The sequence below is a fragment of the Curtobacterium sp. L3-7 genome (assembly GCF_048756585.1).
Taxonomy (GTDB): domain Bacteria; phylum Actinomycetota; class Actinomycetes; order Actinomycetales; family Microbacteriaceae; genus Curtobacterium.
Genome location: NZ_CP151474.1, coordinates 2,551,153 through 2,567,032 on the forward strand (window position 1 = coordinate 2,551,153; position 15,880 = coordinate 2,567,032).

Genomic DNA, 15,880 nt, shown 5'->3' on the forward strand with positions numbered 1-15,880 from the left:
CCATCATGAGCGACAGCACCAGTACCCCCGGCCAGGACCCCATCGGCACGTCCATCACCGGCTCCTCGCGCGTCAAGCGCGGCCTCGCGGAGATGCTCAAGGGCGGCGTCATCATGGACGTCGTCGACGCCGAGCAGGCCCGCATCGCGGAAGAAGCCGGCGCGACCGCGGTCATGGCCCTCGAGCGCGTCCCCGCCGACATCCGCGCGCAGGGCGGCGTCGCCCGCATGTCCGACCCCTCGATGATCGAGGAGATCATCGCAGCGGTGTCGATCCCGGTGATGGCGAAGGCCCGCATCGGCCACTTCGTCGAGGCGCAGGTGCTGCAGGAGCTCGGCGTCGACTACATCGACGAGTCCGAGGTGCTGTCGCCCGCCGACTACGTCAACCACATCGACAAGTGGAAGTTCACCACTCCGTTCGTCTGCGGTGCCACCAACCTCGGCGAGGCGCTCCGCCGCATCACCGAGGGCGCGGCGATGATCCGCTCCAAGGGCGAAGCCGGCACCGGTGACGTCTCCGAGGCGACCAAGCACATCCGCACCATCTCGAAGGAGATCGCGGCGCTCCGCAACCTCCGCCCCGACGAGCTGTACGTCGCGGCGAAGGAGCTGCAGGCCCCGATCGACGTCGTGCAGGAAGTCGCCGAGACCGGCAAGCTCCCCGTCGTCCTCTTCACCGCAGGTGGCGTCGCGACCCCGGCGGACGCCGCGATGATGATGCAGCTCGGCGCAGACGGCGTCTTCGTCGGCTCCGGCATCTTCAAGTCCGGCGACCCGGCCGCCCGTGCCGCCGCGATCGTCAAGGCGACCACCTTCCACGACGACCCCAAGGTCATCGCCGAGGTGTCCCGCGGTCTCGGTGAGGCGATGGTCGGCATCAACGTCGCCGACGTCCCCGCGCCGCACCGCCTCGCCGAGCGTGGCTGGTAGCCCCATCGGTGGTGCAGCGCCCCGCATCGGGGTGCTCGCACTGCAGGGCGACTTCCGCGAGCACATCGTCTCGCTGACCGAGCTCGGCGCCGACGTGGTGTCGCTGCGCCGCCCGGAGGAGATCGACGGACTGCACGGCGTCGTGATCCCCGGCGGCGAATCCGGGGTGATGGACAAGCTCTCGCGGGTCTTCGGTCTCGCCGAGCCGCTGACCGCTGCGATCCGGAACGGCCTGCCGACGTACGGCACGTGCGCGGGCATGATCATGCTGAGCGCCCGGATCACGAACGCGACCGCCGGGCAGCAGACGCTCGACGTGCTCGACACGACGGTGCGCCGGAACGCCTTCGGCAACCAGAACGACTCGTTCGAGATCGACATCCCGATGCCCGACCTCGGCGAGGCGCCGGTGCACGCGGTGTTCATCCGTGCACCGATCGTGGAGCGGCACGGCGCCGGAGTGCAGGTCCTCGGTGCGCTGCCGGACGGCCGCGCGGTCGCCGTGCAGCAGGGCAACGTCCTCGCGAGCGCCTTCCACCCGGAGGTCACGGGCGAGGACCGCTTCCACCGACGCTTCCTGGACCTCGTCCGCTCCGCCTGACCCGCTCCGCCTGATCCGCTCGGGACCGCGGCCTGCGCGCCGGGACCGCGCCGAGCCTCCAGATCGCTACACTGATCTGGACTTTCCGCAAGACGCAAGGAGAACCGTGTCCGGGCATTCCAAGTGGGCAACGACGAAGCACAAGAAGGCCGTCATCGACCAGCGACGTGCCAAGTCGTTCGCGAAGCTCATCAAGAACATCGAGGTCGCCGCGAAGATGGGCGGCGCCGACATGTCGGGCAACCCGACCCTGGTCGACGCCGTGCAGAAGGCGAAGAAGACCTCGGTCCCCAACGACAACATCGACCGCGCGATCAAGCGCGGTGCCGGGCTGACCGGTGAGTCCATCGAGTACACGACGATCATGTACGAGGGCTACGCCCCGAACGGCGTCGCGATGCTCATCGAGTGCCTCACGGACAACAAGAACCGTGCAGCGGCCGAGGTCCGGACCGCGATGTCCCGCAACGGCGGCACCATGGCCGACCCGGGCAGCGTCGCGTACAACTTCTCGCGCAAGGGCGTCATCTCCGTCTCGAAGGTGGACGGTCTGTCCGAGGACGACGTGATGACCGCGGTGCTCGACGCCGGTGTCGAGGACGTCATCGACCAGGGCGGCGGCTTCGAGGTCTACACCTCGGCGACCGACCTCGTCGCGGCCCGCACCGCGCTGCAGGACGCCGGCATCGACTACGACTCCGCCGACGCCGAGTTCGTGCCCGGCCTGAAGGTCCCGGTCGACGCCGAGACGGCCCGCAAGGTGTTCCGCCTCATCGACGCACTCGAAGACTCCGACGACGTCCAGAACGTCTACGCGAACTTCGACATCCCCGCCGACGTCCAGGCCGAGCTCGACCAGGACGAGGACGAGGACTGACCTTGTCGCGCCCCGGGCCCGTGCTCCGCGTGCTCGGGGTCGACCCCGGGCTCACGCGGTGCGGCGTCGGCGTCGTCGAGGTCACCCCTGACCGTCGCGCCCGCATGGTCGCGGTCACCGTGGTCCGCACCCCGTCGGACATGGCGCTCGAGCAGCGGCTGGTCCTGATCGCCGCGGGGATCGCGGAGCAGATCGAGGAGCACCACCCAGACGCCGTCGCGGTCGAGCGGGTGTTCGCCCAGGCGAACGTCCGCACCGTGATGGGCACGGCACAGGCGTCCGGCCTGGCACTGCACGCCGCTGCGGTGCGCGGCATCCCGGTCGGGCTGCACACGCCGTCCGAGGTCAAGGCAGCCGTCACCGGGTACGGCAACGCCGACAAGAAGCAGGTGCAGGCGATGATCGCGCGCGTGCTCGGTCTCGCCGAAGCGCCGAAGCCGGCGGACGCCGCCGACGCGCTCGCCCTGGCGGTCTGTCATGCCTGGAGGCTCGGTGCACCCGACCAGGTCGGTGTGCAGTCCGGCAGTCTGACGCCGGCGCAGCGCGCGTGGCGCGACGCGCAGGCCGGGACCGGTGGGCGCACGGCATCCTCGCCACTCGCACGCGCGGCGGCGGCCGCCGCGTCCGCTGGGCGCTCGGGGACGGGGGCACAGCGCGCCGCGTCGGGGACGTCGGCGGCTGGACGTAGGCTCGGGGCATGATCGCGAGTCTCCGGGGCACCTGCATCGACGTCGCCGGATCCGCCGTCGTGATCGAGGTCGGGGGAGTCGGCTACGCCGTCACGGTGACACCGGCACACGCACTCACCATGCGCCACGGCGCCGAGGTGTTCGTGCGCACGGCGATGATCGTGCGTGAAGACGAGCACCTGCTCTTCGGGTTCGAGTCGACCGACGCGCTGCGCGTCTTCGACCTGCTCCGCAGCGTGTCCGGGGTCGGCCCGAAGTCGGCGCTCGGTGTCCTCGGCGCGATGGACCCTGGACAGATCGCGAACGCCGTGGCGAACGACGACGACGCCGCGTTTCGGAAGGTGTCCGGCATCGGGCCGAAGACCGCCAAGCTCATCATCGTCGCGCTGTCCGGCAAGCTCACCGCCTTCGAGACCTCGTCGGCCACAGCTGCTGCCGGTCATGGCGCAACGGCGCACCCCGCGTCGGAAGACGTCGTCATCGCGCTCGTCGGGCTCGGCTGGCGCGAAGACGCAGCACGTTCCGCGGTCGACGAGACGATCGCGAACGAACCCGGGGTCGCGGCCATGGGGACCCAGGCACTGCTCCGTGCCGCGCTCGGTGCCCTCCGCCCGACCGGGGCCGGCCGATGAGCGGCGGGATCACCGCGGCGGACGCCCAGTCACCGGAAGAACTCGCGTTCGAAGGCGCGCTCCGCCCGAAGTCGCTCGCCGAGTTCGTCGGGCAGCGCAAGGTCCGCGGCCAGCTCGACCTGCTCCTCAAGGCCGCAGCGATGCAGGACCGCACGCCCGACCACATCCTGATGGCCGGTCCGCCCGGGCTCGGGAAGACCACGCTCGCGATGATCGTGGCGCACGAGTCCGGTCGCCCTTTGCGCATGTCGAGTGGTCCGGCGATCCAGCACGCCGGCGACCTCGCAGCCGTCCTGTCGTCGCTGATGCCCGGTGAGGTCCTCTTCATCGACGAGATCCACCGGATGGCCCGTTCGGCGGAAGAGATGCTGTACCTCGCGATGGAGGACTTCCGCATCGACGTGATGGTGGGCAAGGGTGCGGGGGCGACGAGCATCCCGCTCGACCTCGCGCCGTTCACCCTCGTCGGGGCGACCACCAGGGCGGGCCTCCTGCCGAACCCGCTGCGAGATCGCTTCGGGTTCACGGCGCACTTGGAGTTCTACGAACGGGACGAACTCGAACAGGTCCTCATCCGCGCCGCACACCTGCTCGAACTCGACTTCGACCGCTTCGCGCTCCGCGAGATCGCCGGTCGGTCACGGGGCACGCCGCGCATCGCGAACCGTCTGCTCCGCCGCGTCCGGGACTACGCGCTCGTGCACGGCACCCGGGACGGCATGGCCGCGGTGCAGGGCGCCCTCGAGCTCTACGACGTCGACGAGTACGGGCTGGACCGACTCGACCGCGCGGTGCTCGAGACGATGCTCACCCGGTTCGACGGGGGACCGGTCGGCCTGAACACGCTCGCGGTCTCCGTCGGGGAAGAATCCGAGACCATCGAGTCGGTGGTCGAGCCGTTCCTGGTCCGCATCGGGCTCGTCACCCGCACTCCTCGGGGTCGGATCGCCACGCCGGCGGCCTGGCGACACTTCGGGCTCACGCCCGGTCAGCCGGCCGGTTCCGCCCAACCGGGGCTGTTCGACGACGAGTAGGCCCGTCTGCGGCATCCGCCACAGCCACGTGCCCTAGACTGCTACGGCCCGAAACCGAAATACCAGAGAAGGCATCGCAATCATGGGTCAAGAAGTCATCCTCATCGTCATCGTCGTGGCGTTCGCGGCCTTCATGTTCTACAACAGCCGCAAGCGCAAGAAGCAGCAGTCGGAGCTCGCGACCAAGATGGTCCCTGGAGCCCGCGTCATGCTGTCCTTCGGTCTCTACGGCACGCTCCTGTCGGTCGACGACGAGAAGGTCACCGCCGAGGTCGAGATCGCGCCTGGGACCATCGTCACCGTCCACCGTCAGACCCTCTCGCGTGTCGTCGACGACACCGCGTCGGACATCGAGACGACCGCCACCCCGGAAGACGAGCCGAAGCCCGTCGCCGAGTTGAACGGCGAGCCGGTCTACGGCGAGCGTGCGGACGACGCCGAACAGGCGAAGCGCAAGTCCGAGGACTGAACCACTCGGCCGTCGGGGCACACTCGTGACCCGGCGGCATCACTCCGTCCGCCGGCGCACTCGTCGACGGTCCTGACAGAAAGACGAGACGACCGGTGGCACGATCGACACCCGTCAAGAAAGCGCTGCGCTCGCTCACCTGGTTGGTGATCATCATGGCGGTCCTCGCAGGCCTGAACACGGCTGCGTCGATCCTCGCCAGCACCACCAAGGACGACGCGGGCAAGTGGTTCGAAGGCGCCAGCTGGGTCCCCCAGCTCGCACTGGACCTGCAGGGCGGCACGCAGCTGACCCTCGCGGCGCAGAGCACCGACGGTGACTCCGTCACATCGGACCAGCTCAAGCAGGCGGTGAACATCATCCGCCAGCGCATCGACGCCACCGGCGTCTCGGAGTCCGAGATCAACACGCAGGGCGCGAACAACATCGTCGTCTCGATCCCGGGCAAGCCCGACCAGCAGACCATCTCGCGCATCGAAGCAGCTGCGAAGCTGACGTTCCGCCCGGTGCTCTACACCGAAGCCGCGACGAACAGCGCCGTCGGCGACGGCTCGTCGTCGTCCGCGTCCCCGACGCCGTACTCGCCGCCGGCATCGCTGCAGGCGACGCCGAGCACGAAGCCGACGAGCGCGAGCGATCTCGCCTGGGTCACCCCGAAGCTGCAGGACCTGTACACCAACTACGACTGCAAGGCGCCGGACGACGTCACCACCGCGCCGGACGACCAGCCGCTCGTGACGTGTGACGCGTCCGGGACGTCGAAGTACATCCTGGGCCCGGTCGAGGTGGACGGCGCCAACATCTCGAACGCGACCTCGGGCCTCGCCTCCAACTCGCAGGGCACGACGACCGGCGAGTGGGCGGTGACCCTCGACTTCAACGGCACCGGCACGAAGGAGTTCCGGGCCGTCACGAACCGCCTGGTGTCCCTGCAGTCGCCGCAGAACCAGTTCGCGATCGTCCTCGACGGATCCGTCATCGAGGCCCCGCAGACCAACAGTGCGATCACGAACGGCAAGGCCCAGATCACCGGCTCGTTCACCGCGGAGTCGGCGAAGACCCTCGCTGACCAGCTCAAGTACGGCGCGTTGCCGATCAACTTCAAGGTCCAGTCGAACGAGAACATCTCCGCGACCCTGGGCACCGCGCAGCTCATCGGCGGTCTCGTCGCCGGCCTGATCGGGCTCATCCTGGTGATCATCTACTCGGTGATCCAGTACCGGGCGCTCGCGTTCGTCACGGTGCTCTCGCTCGGTGTCGCGGCCACCCTGACGTACCTGGTGATCGCGATCATGTCCTGGCGCGTCGACTACCGACTGTCGTTGGCCGGCGTCGCGGGGTTGATCGTGGCGATCGGCATCACGGCGGACTCGTTCATCGTGTACTTCGAGCGCATCCGTGACGAACTCCGTGACGGTCGGGCGCTCGAGGGAGCGGTCGAGTCCGGCTGGAAGCGCGCGCTGCGCACGATCCTGGCGTCCGACTCGATCAACTTCCTCGCGGCGATCGTGCTCTACATCCTCGCGGTGAGCGACGTGAAGGGCTTCGCGTTCACGCTGCTCCTCACCACCCTGATCGACGTCGTGGTCGTGATCCTCTTCACGCACCCGATGCTGCAGCTCATCTCGCGTCGCCGCTTCTTCAACGAGGGGCACCGGTTCAGCGGCCTCGACCCGACAGCCCTCGGCGCGGTCTACCGCGGTCGTGCGCAGTTCCGTGCGCCCGTCGTGGACGGCAAGCGCCAGCGGGCCGCCGGCGAGGCACAGCGCCGCCAGACGATCGCTGAGCGGAAGGCCGGCAACGGCGACACCACCGACAACGGCGGCAAGCCGAACGGGAAGGACAGCTGATGGCGAGCTTCAGCCAGTTCGGCAACGACCTCTACACGGGCAAGCGCTCGTACGACATCGTCGGACGCCGTCGCACGTGGTACATCATCGCGATCGCCGCGATCGTGATCTCCCTCGCGGTGCCGTGGCTCCGCGGCGGGTACCAGCTCGGCATCGAGTTCACCGGTGGGTCCGAGTTCACGATCTCCGACGTCAAGACCGTCAACCAGAACCTCGCGACGAACACGGTCGAGAAGATCGTCCCCGACGAGATCCCGCGCGTCTCACAGCTCGGAACGCACGGCATCCGCGTGCAGACCGGGCAGCTCACCGATGCCGAGACGACGCAGATCCAGTCCGCGCTGGCCGACGCGTACGACGTCGACAGGGGCCAGGTCGCGTCGACGTTCATCGGTGCGACCTGGGGCGCCGACGTGCTCGCACAGGCGATCCGTGGTCTGATCATCTTCCTCGCCCTCGCCGCGGTGTTCATGGCGCTGTACTTCCGCACGTGGAAGATGTCGCTGTCGGCGATGGTGGCGCTGCTCCACGACCTCCTGATCACCGCAGGTGTGTACGGCATCGTCGGGCTGGAGGTCACGCCGGCCGCGGTGATCGGCTTCCTGACGATCCTCGGGTACTCGCTGTACGACACCGTCGTGGTGTTCGACAAGGTGCGCGAGAACACCGCGCAGGAATCGCACCGGACGTTCGTCCAGTCGGTCAACCTCGCGGTGAACCAGACCCTGGTCCGCTCGATCAACACGTCCGTCGTGGCGCTGCTGCCCGTCGCGGCGATCCTCTTCATCGGGTCGTACGTGCTCGGCGCCGGCACCCTGCGCGACATCTCGCTCGCGCTGTTCATCGGCATCATCGTCGGGACGTACTCGACGATCTTCATCGCGTCGCCGATGTACGCGCACCTGCGTGAGAACGAACCGAAGATCAAGCAGGCCGACGCGAAGAAGGCCGCCGCCGCGCGCAAGCGTGCGGAGACCGCCGCGCCGGTCGAGGCCTGAGCCGCATGGACGAGATCACCGTCGACGAGGCTCTCCGTCGCATCGAGAACGGCGCGCGTCTGTACGACGTGCGCGAGCCGGGGGAGTGGGACGAGGTCCACGCGCCCCAGGCCACCCTCGTGCCGATGTCCGAGTTCCAGACCCGGTGGACCGAGATCCAGCCGACCGACGACCCGGCGATCATCGTGTGCCACTCCGGCATGCGGTCCGCCCGGGTCGTCGCGGCCCTCGAGCAGTCCGGCGTCCCTGCGGTGAACCTCGCCGGCGGCATGGTGGCGTGGGAAGCCGCCGGTGCGCCGGTGGAGCGCGCCGACGCCCAGCGCGAACGTGGTCACGAGCACTGACGACACGCGCGTAGTCTGGTCGGATCGAGTTCGGCCGGTTCGAGTTCTGGGAGACGCAGCATGACGGACATCCGTGAGACGTCGGCGCAGGACGACTCCGCCGCGAGCCGCCCCGGTCCGTCCCCGCTGCCGTCCAGCCCGCCCGTGGGCCCGAACACCACGGGCAACCTCGGCTCCCTCCGGTCCCTGCTGCCGCGCCTGTTCTCCCGCGCCCAGCCGGCCGGTGCCGTCGACACGCTCATCCGGACCGTGCGCTCGCACCACCCGAAGGCGGACGTCACGCTGATCGAGCGTGCGTACTCGGTCGCGGAACGCGCGCACGACGGCCAGAAGCGCAAGTCCGGCGAGCCGTACATCACGCACCCGGTCGCGGTCGCGCAGATCCTCGCGGACCTCGGCATCGGGCCCATCACGATCGCGGCTGCGCTGCTGCACGACACGGTCGAGGACACCGACTACCAGCTCGACCAGCTGCGCCACGACTTCGGCGACGAGATCGCGATGCTCGTCGACGGTGTCACGAAGCTCGACAAGGTCAAGTACGGCGACAGCGCCCAGGCCGAGACCGTCCGCAAGATGGTCATCGCGATGTCGAAGGACATCCGGGTCCTGGTGATCAAGCTCGCGGACCGCCTGCACAACGCCAGGACGTGGGGCTTCGTCGAGTCCACCTCGGCCACGCGCAAGGCCAAGGAGACCCTCGAGATCTACGCGCCGCTCGCGCACCGTCTGGGCATCCAGATGATCAAGCTGGAGCTCGAGGACCTGTCGTTCGCGGTGCTGCACCCGAAGCTCTACGTCGAGATCGACAGCCTGGTCAAGGAACGGCAGCCGAAGCGCGAGCAGTTCGTCCAGAACGTCATCGGGACGCTGAAGAAGGACCTCAAGGCCGCCAAGGTGCGCGGCGAGGTCATGGGCCGGCCGAAGCAGTACTACTCGATCTACCAGAAGATGATCGTCCGGGGCCGCGAGTTCGACGAGATCTACGACCTCGTCGGCATCCGGGTGCTCGTCCCCACGGTCCGCGACTGCTACGCCATGCTCGGCTCCGTGCACGCGCGCTGGACCCCGCTGCCCGGGCGTTTCAAGGACTACATCGCGACCCCGAAGTTCAACCTGTACCAGTCGCTGCACACCACGGTCCTCGGGCCGCAGGGACGTCCGGTCGAGATCCAGATCCGCACGCACGAGATGCACCAGCGCGCCGAGTTCGGTGTCGCCGCGCACTGGAAGTACAAGCAGCGTGCCGCCGGTCGCGACGTGGACAGCTCGAGCGCGAACGACGACATGGCGTGGCTCGCGCACATCACCGACTGGCAGGCCGAGACCAGCGACCCCGGCGAGTTCCTCGACTCCCTCCGCTACGAGATCGGCGCGAAGGAGACCTACGTCTTCACGCCGCAGGGCAAGGTCATCGGGCTCCCCGCCGGTGCGACCCCGGTCGACTTCGCGTACGCGGTGCACACCGAGATCGGACACCGCACGATGGGCGCGAAGGTGAACGGTCGCCTGGTGCCGCTCGAGAGCTCGCTGTCGAGCGGTGACGTCGTCGAGATCTTCACGTCGAAGAACCCCGACTCCGGGCCGAGCCAGGACTGGCTGACCTTCGTCCGCAGCCCCCGCGCGCGGAACAAGATCAAGCAGTGGTTCACCAAGGAGCGCCGCGAAGAGGCGATCGAGCAGGGCCGCGACGCCATCGCCCGTGCGATGCGCAAGCAGAACCTGCCGCTCCAGCGGATCATGAGCCAGGACTCCATCTCGGAGGTCGCATCCGCGATGCGGTACGACGACGTCTCCGCGCTCTACGCCGCGATCGGCGAGGGACACGTCTCGACGCAGTCGGTGATCGAGAAGGTGCTCGCGGGCGTCCAGACCGAGACCGAGACGGACGAACCGGAGCTCGCCTTCCCGCGGCAGGTCACGAGCCGGCAGCTCCGCAACAGCGACAGTGGCGTGCTCGTCCGCGGGGCGCCCGACATCCTCGTCAAGCTCGCGAAGTGCTGCACCCCGGTTCCCGGCGACCAGATCGTCGGGTTCATCACCCGCGGGCAGGGTGTGTCCGTGCACCAGGCATCGTGCACCAACGTGAAGTCGCTGATGAACGAACCCGACCGCATGATCGAGGTCGAGTGGGCGCCGTCGTCGAAGTCGGTGTTCCTGGTCCAGATCCAGATCGAAGCGCTCGATCGGTCGGGACTGCTGAGCGACGTCACCCGGGTGCTGACCGACCATCACGTGAACATCCTGTCGGCCACCGTGTCGACGTCGTCGGACCGTCTCGCGCTGTCACGGTTCGTGTTCGAGATGGGTGACACGACGCACCTGGACCGCGTCCTCAACGCGGTGCGACGCATCGACGCCGTGTACGACGTCTACCGCGTCAGCGCAGGCTGACCAGGAGCGGTCACACCAGCTCGGCGAGCCGCCGTTCCGCCTGCCGCACCATCGGCACCGTCCCGAGCTGCCGGAGGCGGAGCCGGAGCGTCGACGGCGAGGTGTCGGTCGCCGCGAGCAGTCCCAGGACGGTGGGGGCGCGGACCGCCCAGTCCGCCGGTCCGGCGATCCGCAGCAGGTCGAGCGCGGTCCTGACCGGGGTCGTCACCCGGACGCCGGCGACGACCGCGACGTCGGATGGTTCGACGCGGACCTCGCGGACGCGTCCACCGCCCCGCTGGCGCACGCGCTGCCCGTCGTCGATGCAGGCGTCGTGGGGGAGCGGCGGCCGCGAGCACCCGCCCCAGATCCACGCGGCGCTGCGGTCCGATGCGATGATCCGCTCGTCGCCCACGCTCCAGCGGAACGACGCAGCACGCAGCCCCGGGTCCGTCGGTTCCGCGACGGACGCCCAGCACTCGCCGATCGCGACCAGGTCGCCGGCGAGCACCGCTGCGCGGAGTTCGGCTTCCGGCCAGTCGTCGGTGGTGACGAGTCGGGAGGAGCGCACCCGGTCATCCTGCCGCACCGCACCGACGCGATGGAGCCGACTGTGGACAGCAGCGCAGCTCGACAGCGGCCGGTGCGGGCCGGCTCAGCGCAGGACGTGGGAGCGGTGCACGAGCGCCGCGGCGCCGATGAGCGGCCCGTCCTGGGACAGCCCGGTCGGGACGATCCGCACCTTGGTCACGAAGCCGAACTCCACGCGTTCGGCGACGGCCTGCCTGGCGTACTCGAACAGGTCCGGCGTGACGTGCGAGAACCCGCCGCCGATCGCCACCACCTCGAGGTCCACGAGCGACGTGGCGGCGGCGATGGCCTGCCCGAGGGCGCGACCACTGCGCTTGATCGCCGCGACGGCGATCTCGTCCCCGGCGGCGTACGCGGCGGACAGCTCCTCGCCGGTCTCCCCGGTGAATCCCTGCCGCCTTGCCCACGCTACCGTCTTCGGCCCGCTCGCCACGGCCTCCAGGCAGCCGGTGCCGCCGCAGGCGCACGGGTCGTCGTACCCACCGCACTCGACGTGACCGATGTGCCCGGCGTTGCCGGTCGGACCGCTCACGGTGCGGCCGTGCAGGATGAGCCCACCGCCGACGCCCGTGGAGACGATCATGCCCATCACGTGGTCGGAGCCCTGCGCCGCACCGAGCCAGTGCTCGGCGAGCGTGATCGCGAGGCCGTCCATCCGCAGCGTCACCGGCGTCCCGGCCGGGACGAGCGCCGCGACGCGGTCGCGGAGCGGGTAGCCGCGCCAGACCGGCATGTTGAGCGGCGAGACGAGCCCGTGCTCCTCGTCGACGGGGCCGGCCGAGCCGATGCCGACACCGGCGAGCGTCGCGTCGGTCGGCAGCGCCGCGAGGGCGCTCGTGACCACCTCGTCGACGGCTGCCTGCAGCGCTTCGGAGCTGCGCTGCGGGCCGGTGGGGCTCCGGAACCGGGTCCCGGGCAGGACGACGCCCTGGTCGGTGACCAGGGCCGCCTCGACCTTGGTGCCGCCGAGGTCCACGGCGAGGGCGAGCGGCCCGGGGTGGTCGGTGATGGGGTCGGTGTTCGACATGCGCGCTCCGATGCGACGGTCTGGAGGCTCGGAGCGGCTCCCGACGCGGCGTCGCGTCGGTCACGCACCGGCTCGGTGCTGGTGGTCGGGTCGGCCTGGTCGGCCGGAGGTCAGTAGGAGGTGGTGTCGTCGCCGACGCCGGAGGCGACGCCGGTCTCGACGCGGTGTGCGACCTCGTCGAGGATGCGGGCCGACGCGCTCGTGCCGATGCGGTCCGCACCGGCCCGGACCATCGCGACGAGGGTGTCGAGCCCTCGGACGCCGCCGGACGCCTTCACGCCGGTGTCCGGGCCGACCGTCTCGCGCATCAGGGCGATGTGCTCGGTCGTGGCGCCACCGCCGGCGAACCCGGTCGAGGTCTTCACGAAGTCCGCGCCGCCCGCGACGGCCGCGCGACTGGCGGCGACGATCTCGTCGTCGGTGAGGAACGCCGTCTCGAGGATGACCTTGACCACGGTGTCGCCCGCAGCGTCGACCACGGCACGCACGTCCTGCTGGACGCGGTTCCAATCGCCGGACTTCGCCGCGCCGATGTTCTGGACCATGTCGAGCTCGAACGCGCCGTCGGCGAGGGCCTGCAGCGACTCGGCGACCTTGGCCTCGGTCGAGGTGGTGCCGTGCGGGAAGCCGATGACGGTCCCGACGCCCACGCCGGTGCCCTGGAGGCGCTCCACGGCGTGGCGGACGTCGCTCGGGCGGACGCACACGCTGAACACGCGGTGGGTCGCGGCTTCGTCGAGCTGCGCATCGACGTCGGAGCGGGTCAGCTCCGGCTTCAGGATCGCGTGGTCGATGAGTCGACGCACGGCGTCGGCGGTGACGGGGAAGGCTGCGTTGTCCACCCGACAAGCGTACCCGGAGGGGCGCGGCGTACCGTTCCCGGCATGCGCGTCCTCGTCACCGGGGCCACCGGCTACATCGGCGGTCGTCTCGTCCCACGTCTCCTCGAAGCCGGGCACGCCGTCCGCGTGCTCGTCCGTACCCCGCAGAAGCTCGACGACGTCCCCTGGCGGGAGTCGATCGACGTCGTCCAGGGTGACCTGCAGGACGGCTCGGCAGTGGCCACCGCGGTCGACGGGATCGAAGCGGTCTACTACCTCGCCCACGCGATGGGTGCCGACGGGGACTTCGAGGAGTCCGAGCGGGACGCCGCCCAGACGATGGCCACCGCGGCGCACGACGCCGGTGTCCGGCGCTTCGTGTACCTGGGCGGCCTGCACCCCGACGGGGAGCTGTCGAAGCACCTCCGCAGTCGGAAGGAGGTCGGCGACATCCTGCTCGGGTCGGGTGTGCCGACGATCGCGTACCAGGCCGGTGTCGTCATCGGCTCCGGGAGCACGTCGTTCGAGATGATCCGGCACGTCACCGACGTCCTGCCCTGGATGCCGGCACCGCGGTGGGTCCGCAACAAGATCCAGCCGATCGCCGTCCGCGACGTCCTCTACTACCTCGTCGAGGCGCTCGACATCCCGGCGGAGGTGAACCGGACGTTCGACATCGGCGGGCCGGACGTCCTCCGGTACGGGCAGATGCTGAACGGGTACGCGGTCGAGGCAAAGCTCCCGCAGCGGCCGATCACCGCGCTGCCGGTGATGACCCCCGGGCTCGCCGCACACTGGTTCAACATGGTGACGCCGATCCCGCGCAAGCTCGCGACGCCGATCATCGAGTCGCTGCAGTTCGAGTGCGTCCAGCGTGAGCACGACATCGACGACGTCGTGCCGCGGCCGGAGGGCGGGCTGACGTCGTACCGCAGGGCCGTGCGGCTCGCACTGACGAAGATGCGCACCGCCGAGGTCGAGACGAGCTGGCGGAGCGCGACGCTGTCGAGCACCCCGGCCGACCCGCTGCCGAGCGACCCGGACTGGGCCGGGCACACGGTGTACTCCGACGACCGGACCCGGCACACGTCCGCGCCGCCGGAAGCGGTCTGGAGCGTCGTCGAGTCGATCGGCGGCGAGAACGGCTGGTACTCGTTCCCGCTCGCGTGGGTCGCCAGGGGGTGGATGGACAAGATCGCCGGGGGAGTCGGCCTCAACCGTGGTCGACGGGACCCGAAGCGCCTCGAACAGGGCGACGCGCTCGACTGGTGGCGCGTCGAACGACTCGACCGCGGGCACTACCTCCGGCTCCGGGCCGAGTTCAAGTCCCCCGGGCGGGCCTGGCTCGAGATGACCGTCACGCCCACGGACGACGGCGGCTGCGACTACCACCAGCGGGCGCTGTACTTCCCGCAGGGGCTCGCCGGGCGCCTCTACTGGTACTCGATCCTGCCGTTCCACGGCGTGATCTTCCCGGGCATGGTGGAGCGCATCACGGCCCGCGCCGAACGCGAAGCCCACCGCACCGACTCGACGCAGGCCAACAGCACGCAGCAGAATGGGTCTCGCGCGCCAGCGCACGAGGAGGCAGCATGAGCGACGACGACCGCGGACTGGTCCTGTTCCTGGGGGACAGCATCACCGCAGGAGGCACGTGGGACGAACGCTTCCCCGACGAGCGCACCCTGAACCTCGGCATCAGCGGGGACACCACGGACGGTGTGCTGGAGCGTCTCGACGAGGTCGTGCAGGCCGCTCCCGACGCGATCGTCCTGCTCATCGGCACGAACGACTTCGGCAACCACCGCAAGAGCGCCGAGCACGTCGTGCGGAACGTGGAGACCATCCTCGTGACGCTCCGCCGCGAGCTCCCCGGCGTCCGCCTCCTCCTGGTGTCGATCCTGCCGCGCCAGGCCGAGTTCACCCCGCGGATCGAGGAGACGAACCGACACCTGCGCCAGTTCGTCGCCACCTGCCACGCGCAGTACCTCGACGCGTGGCCCGCCCTCGCGGACGGCGACCACCTCGCCGAGCAGTACACCGAGGACGGCCTGCACCTGACCGACGACGGCTACCGCGCGTACGTCGCAGAGCTCGGTCCGGCGCTCGAGCGGCTCCGCGGCCTGCCGCCGATGTCCCGCCCGATCACGGCCATCGAACTCGACGAGGCATCTGCCTGATGGCCGCACGCAAGGGACGGCCAGCAGTCGGGTCGTCGCTCCACTCCACCGCGCCCGGTGCCCGCCCCGCAGCCGCCGCGTCCTCGGGTCCTGCGGGGACGCCGGCGTTCACGCGCCCGGCCCTGGCGCCGGGGCTCGTCGCGGCCATCGTGCTGCTCGCGTGCATCGCGTTCCTCGACGCGCCGGCGTTCGTGTTCGTCCGGTGGGGTGTCACGGTCCTGGCGCTCATCGTGCTCGTCTTCGCGACCAGGGGCCGTGCCTGGTGGGCGGCCGTCCTGATGGCGGCGGTCGCGGTCTGCTGGAACCCGCTGGTGACGATCTCGATCCCCGGACAGGTCTGGGCAGCACTGCAGATCGTCGCAGCGGCGCTGTTCATCGTCGTCGGGATCGTCGTGAAGGTGCCCAGAACGACGGAGGAGCCGCCTGCCCGGTAGGATCGGATCGGTCGGGTGCAGCGCCCGA

17 protein-coding genes are annotated in these 15,880 nt (G+C 69.9%); 14 read left to right on the forward strand and 3 right to left on the reverse strand.

Annotation, left to right across the window (positions count from 1 at the left end; genetic code table 11):
* The first annotated feature begins 5 nt into the window (after nt 1-5).
* From pdxS to AAEP80_RS12480, 11 genes are all read left to right on the forward strand, one after another.
* Complete coding sequence (pdxS, locus tag AAEP80_RS12430; RefSeq protein WP_281264550.1) at nt 6-932, forward strand: pyridoxal 5'-phosphate synthase lyase subunit PdxS; 927 nt, start codon at nt 6-8, stop codon at nt 930-932.
* Nucleotides 922-1,533, forward strand: coding sequence for a pyridoxal 5'-phosphate synthase glutaminase subunit PdxT (gene pdxT, locus AAEP80_RS12435; RefSeq protein WP_420364645.1), 612 nt, complete (start codon nt 922-924; stop codon nt 1,531-1,533). Before pdxS ends, pdxT begins: the two co-directional genes overlap by 11 nt.
* Before the next feature lie 106 nt (nt 1,534-1,639).
* Nucleotides 1,640-2,410 carry a YebC/PmpR family DNA-binding transcriptional regulator gene (locus AAEP80_RS12440; protein ID WP_402728728.1) on the forward strand — a complete coding sequence of 257 codons (771 nt, stop codon included), beginning with the start codon at nt 1,640-1,642 and terminating at the stop codon, nt 2,408-2,410.
* 20 nt (nt 2,411-2,430) lie between these two features.
* Nucleotides 2,431-3,111, forward strand: coding sequence for a crossover junction endodeoxyribonuclease RuvC (gene ruvC / locus AAEP80_RS12445; RefSeq protein ID WP_420366863.1), 681 nt, complete (start codon nt 2,431-2,433; stop codon nt 3,109-3,111).
* Nucleotides 3,108-3,731, forward strand: a complete 624-nt coding sequence (gene ruvA / locus AAEP80_RS12450; RefSeq protein ID WP_420364646.1) for a Holliday junction branch migration protein RuvA — start codon at nt 3,108-3,110, stop codon at nt 3,729-3,731. Before ruvC ends, ruvA begins: the two co-directional genes overlap by 4 nt.
* Complete coding sequence (gene ruvB / locus AAEP80_RS12455) at nt 3,728-4,765, forward strand: Holliday junction branch migration DNA helicase RuvB (protein ID WP_281264554.1); 1,038 nt, start codon at nt 3,728-3,730, stop codon at nt 4,763-4,765. Before ruvA ends, ruvB begins: the two co-directional genes overlap by 4 nt.
* An 82-nt stretch (nt 4,766-4,847) precedes the next feature.
* Nucleotides 4,848-5,234 carry a preprotein translocase subunit YajC gene (locus tag AAEP80_RS12460; RefSeq protein WP_420364647.1) on the forward strand — a complete coding sequence of 129 codons (387 nt, stop codon included), beginning with the start codon at nt 4,848-4,850 and terminating at the stop codon, nt 5,232-5,234.
* Between the two features lie 95 nt (nt 5,235-5,329).
* Nucleotides 5,330-7,084, forward strand: coding sequence for a protein translocase subunit SecD (secD, locus tag AAEP80_RS12465; protein ID WP_402728731.1), 1,755 nt, complete (start codon nt 5,330-5,332; stop codon nt 7,082-7,084).
* Nucleotides 7,084-8,082, forward strand: coding sequence for a protein translocase subunit SecF (gene secF / locus AAEP80_RS12470; protein WP_281264557.1), 999 nt, complete (start codon nt 7,084-7,086; stop codon nt 8,080-8,082). Before secD ends, secF begins: the two co-directional genes overlap by 1 nt.
* 5 nt (nt 8,083-8,087) lie before the next feature.
* Complete coding sequence (locus tag AAEP80_RS12475; protein WP_413601924.1) at nt 8,088-8,426, forward strand: rhodanese-like domain-containing protein; 339 nt, start codon at nt 8,088-8,090, stop codon at nt 8,424-8,426.
* Nucleotides 8,427-8,486: 60 nt separating this feature from the next.
* Nucleotides 8,487-10,820, forward strand: a complete 2,334-nt coding sequence (locus AAEP80_RS12480) for a RelA/SpoT family protein (protein WP_413601923.1) — start codon at nt 8,487-8,489, stop codon at nt 10,818-10,820.
* A gap of 10 nt (nt 10,821-10,830) precedes the next feature.
* Here AAEP80_RS12480 and AAEP80_RS12485 read toward each other — a convergent pair whose 3' ends face one another.
* The 3 genes from AAEP80_RS12485 to deoC form a co-directional block, all read right to left on the reverse strand.
* Nucleotides 10,831-11,370 (reverse strand): hypothetical protein, encoded by a 540-nt coding sequence (locus AAEP80_RS12485; protein WP_420364648.1) that lies wholly within the window; start codon nt 11,368-11,370, stop codon nt 10,831-10,833.
* Nucleotides 11,371-11,454: 84 nt separating this feature from the next.
* Nucleotides 11,455-12,417, reverse strand: a complete 963-nt coding sequence (locus AAEP80_RS12490; protein ID WP_420364649.1) for an ROK family protein — start codon at nt 12,415-12,417, stop codon at nt 11,455-11,457.
* A gap of 110 nt (nt 12,418-12,527) precedes the next feature.
* The gene (gene deoC / locus AAEP80_RS12495) at nt 12,528-13,259 is read right to left on the reverse strand and encodes a deoxyribose-phosphate aldolase (protein ID WP_420364650.1); all 732 of its coding nucleotides are present in this window, start codon (nt 13,257-13,259) and stop codon (nt 12,528-12,530) included.
* 42 nt (nt 13,260-13,301) lie between these two features.
* Here deoC and AAEP80_RS12500 point away from each other — a divergent pair, with 42 nt between their 5' ends.
* The 3 genes from AAEP80_RS12500 to AAEP80_RS12510 are packed head-to-tail and all read left to right on the forward strand — an operon-like array spanning nt 13,302 to nt 15,852.
* The gene (locus AAEP80_RS12500; protein WP_420364651.1) at nt 13,302-14,834 is read left to right on the forward strand and encodes an SDR family oxidoreductase; all 1,533 of its coding nucleotides are present in this window, start codon (nt 13,302-13,304) and stop codon (nt 14,832-14,834) included.
* Nucleotides 14,831-15,418: a GDSL-type esterase/lipase family protein gene (locus AAEP80_RS12505; protein ID WP_420364652.1), complete on the forward strand. Its 588-nt coding sequence runs from the start codon at nt 14,831-14,833 to the stop codon at nt 15,416-15,418. Before AAEP80_RS12500 ends, AAEP80_RS12505 begins: the two co-directional genes overlap by 4 nt.
* Complete coding sequence (locus AAEP80_RS12510; protein WP_420364653.1) at nt 15,418-15,852, forward strand: DUF6804 family protein; 435 nt, start codon at nt 15,418-15,420, stop codon at nt 15,850-15,852. Before AAEP80_RS12505 ends, AAEP80_RS12510 begins: the two co-directional genes overlap by 1 nt.
* The last annotated feature ends 28 nt before the right edge of the window (nt 15,853-15,880 follow it).

Coding starts and splice junctions, on each gene's coding strand:
- ruvA (WP_420364646.1), top strand. CDS start 3,108: ATGATCGCGAGTCTCCGGGGCACCTGCATCGACGTCGCCGGATCCGCC.
- AAEP80_RS12480 (WP_413601923.1), top strand. CDS start 8,487: ATGACGGACATCCGTGAGACGTCGGCGCAGGACGACTCCGCCGCGAGC.
- AAEP80_RS12500 (WP_420364651.1), top strand. CDS start 13,302: ATGCGCGTCCTCGTCACCGGGGCCACCGGCTACATCGGCGGTCGTCTC.
- secF (WP_281264557.1), top strand. CDS start 7,084: ATGGCGAGCTTCAGCCAGTTCGGCAACGACCTCTACACGGGCAAGCGC.
- AAEP80_RS12460 (WP_420364647.1), top strand. CDS start 4,848: ATGGGTCAAGAAGTCATCCTCATCGTCATCGTCGTGGCGTTCGCGGCC.
- AAEP80_RS12490 (WP_420364649.1), bottom strand. CDS start 12,417: ATGTCGAACACCGACCCCATCACCGACCACCCCGGGCCGCTCGCCCTC.
- ruvB (WP_281264554.1), top strand. CDS start 3,728: ATGAGCGGCGGGATCACCGCGGCGGACGCCCAGTCACCGGAAGAACTC.
- AAEP80_RS12475 (WP_413601924.1), top strand. CDS start 8,088: ATGGACGAGATCACCGTCGACGAGGCTCTCCGTCGCATCGAGAACGGC.
- pdxS (WP_281264550.1), top strand. CDS start 6: ATGAGCGACAGCACCAGTACCCCCGGCCAGGACCCCATCGGCACGTCC.
- AAEP80_RS12510 (WP_420364653.1), top strand. CDS start 15,418: ATGGCCGCACGCAAGGGACGGCCAGCAGTCGGGTCGTCGCTCCACTCC.
- AAEP80_RS12505 (WP_420364652.1), top strand. CDS start 14,831: ATGAGCGACGACGACCGCGGACTGGTCCTGTTCCTGGGGGACAGCATC.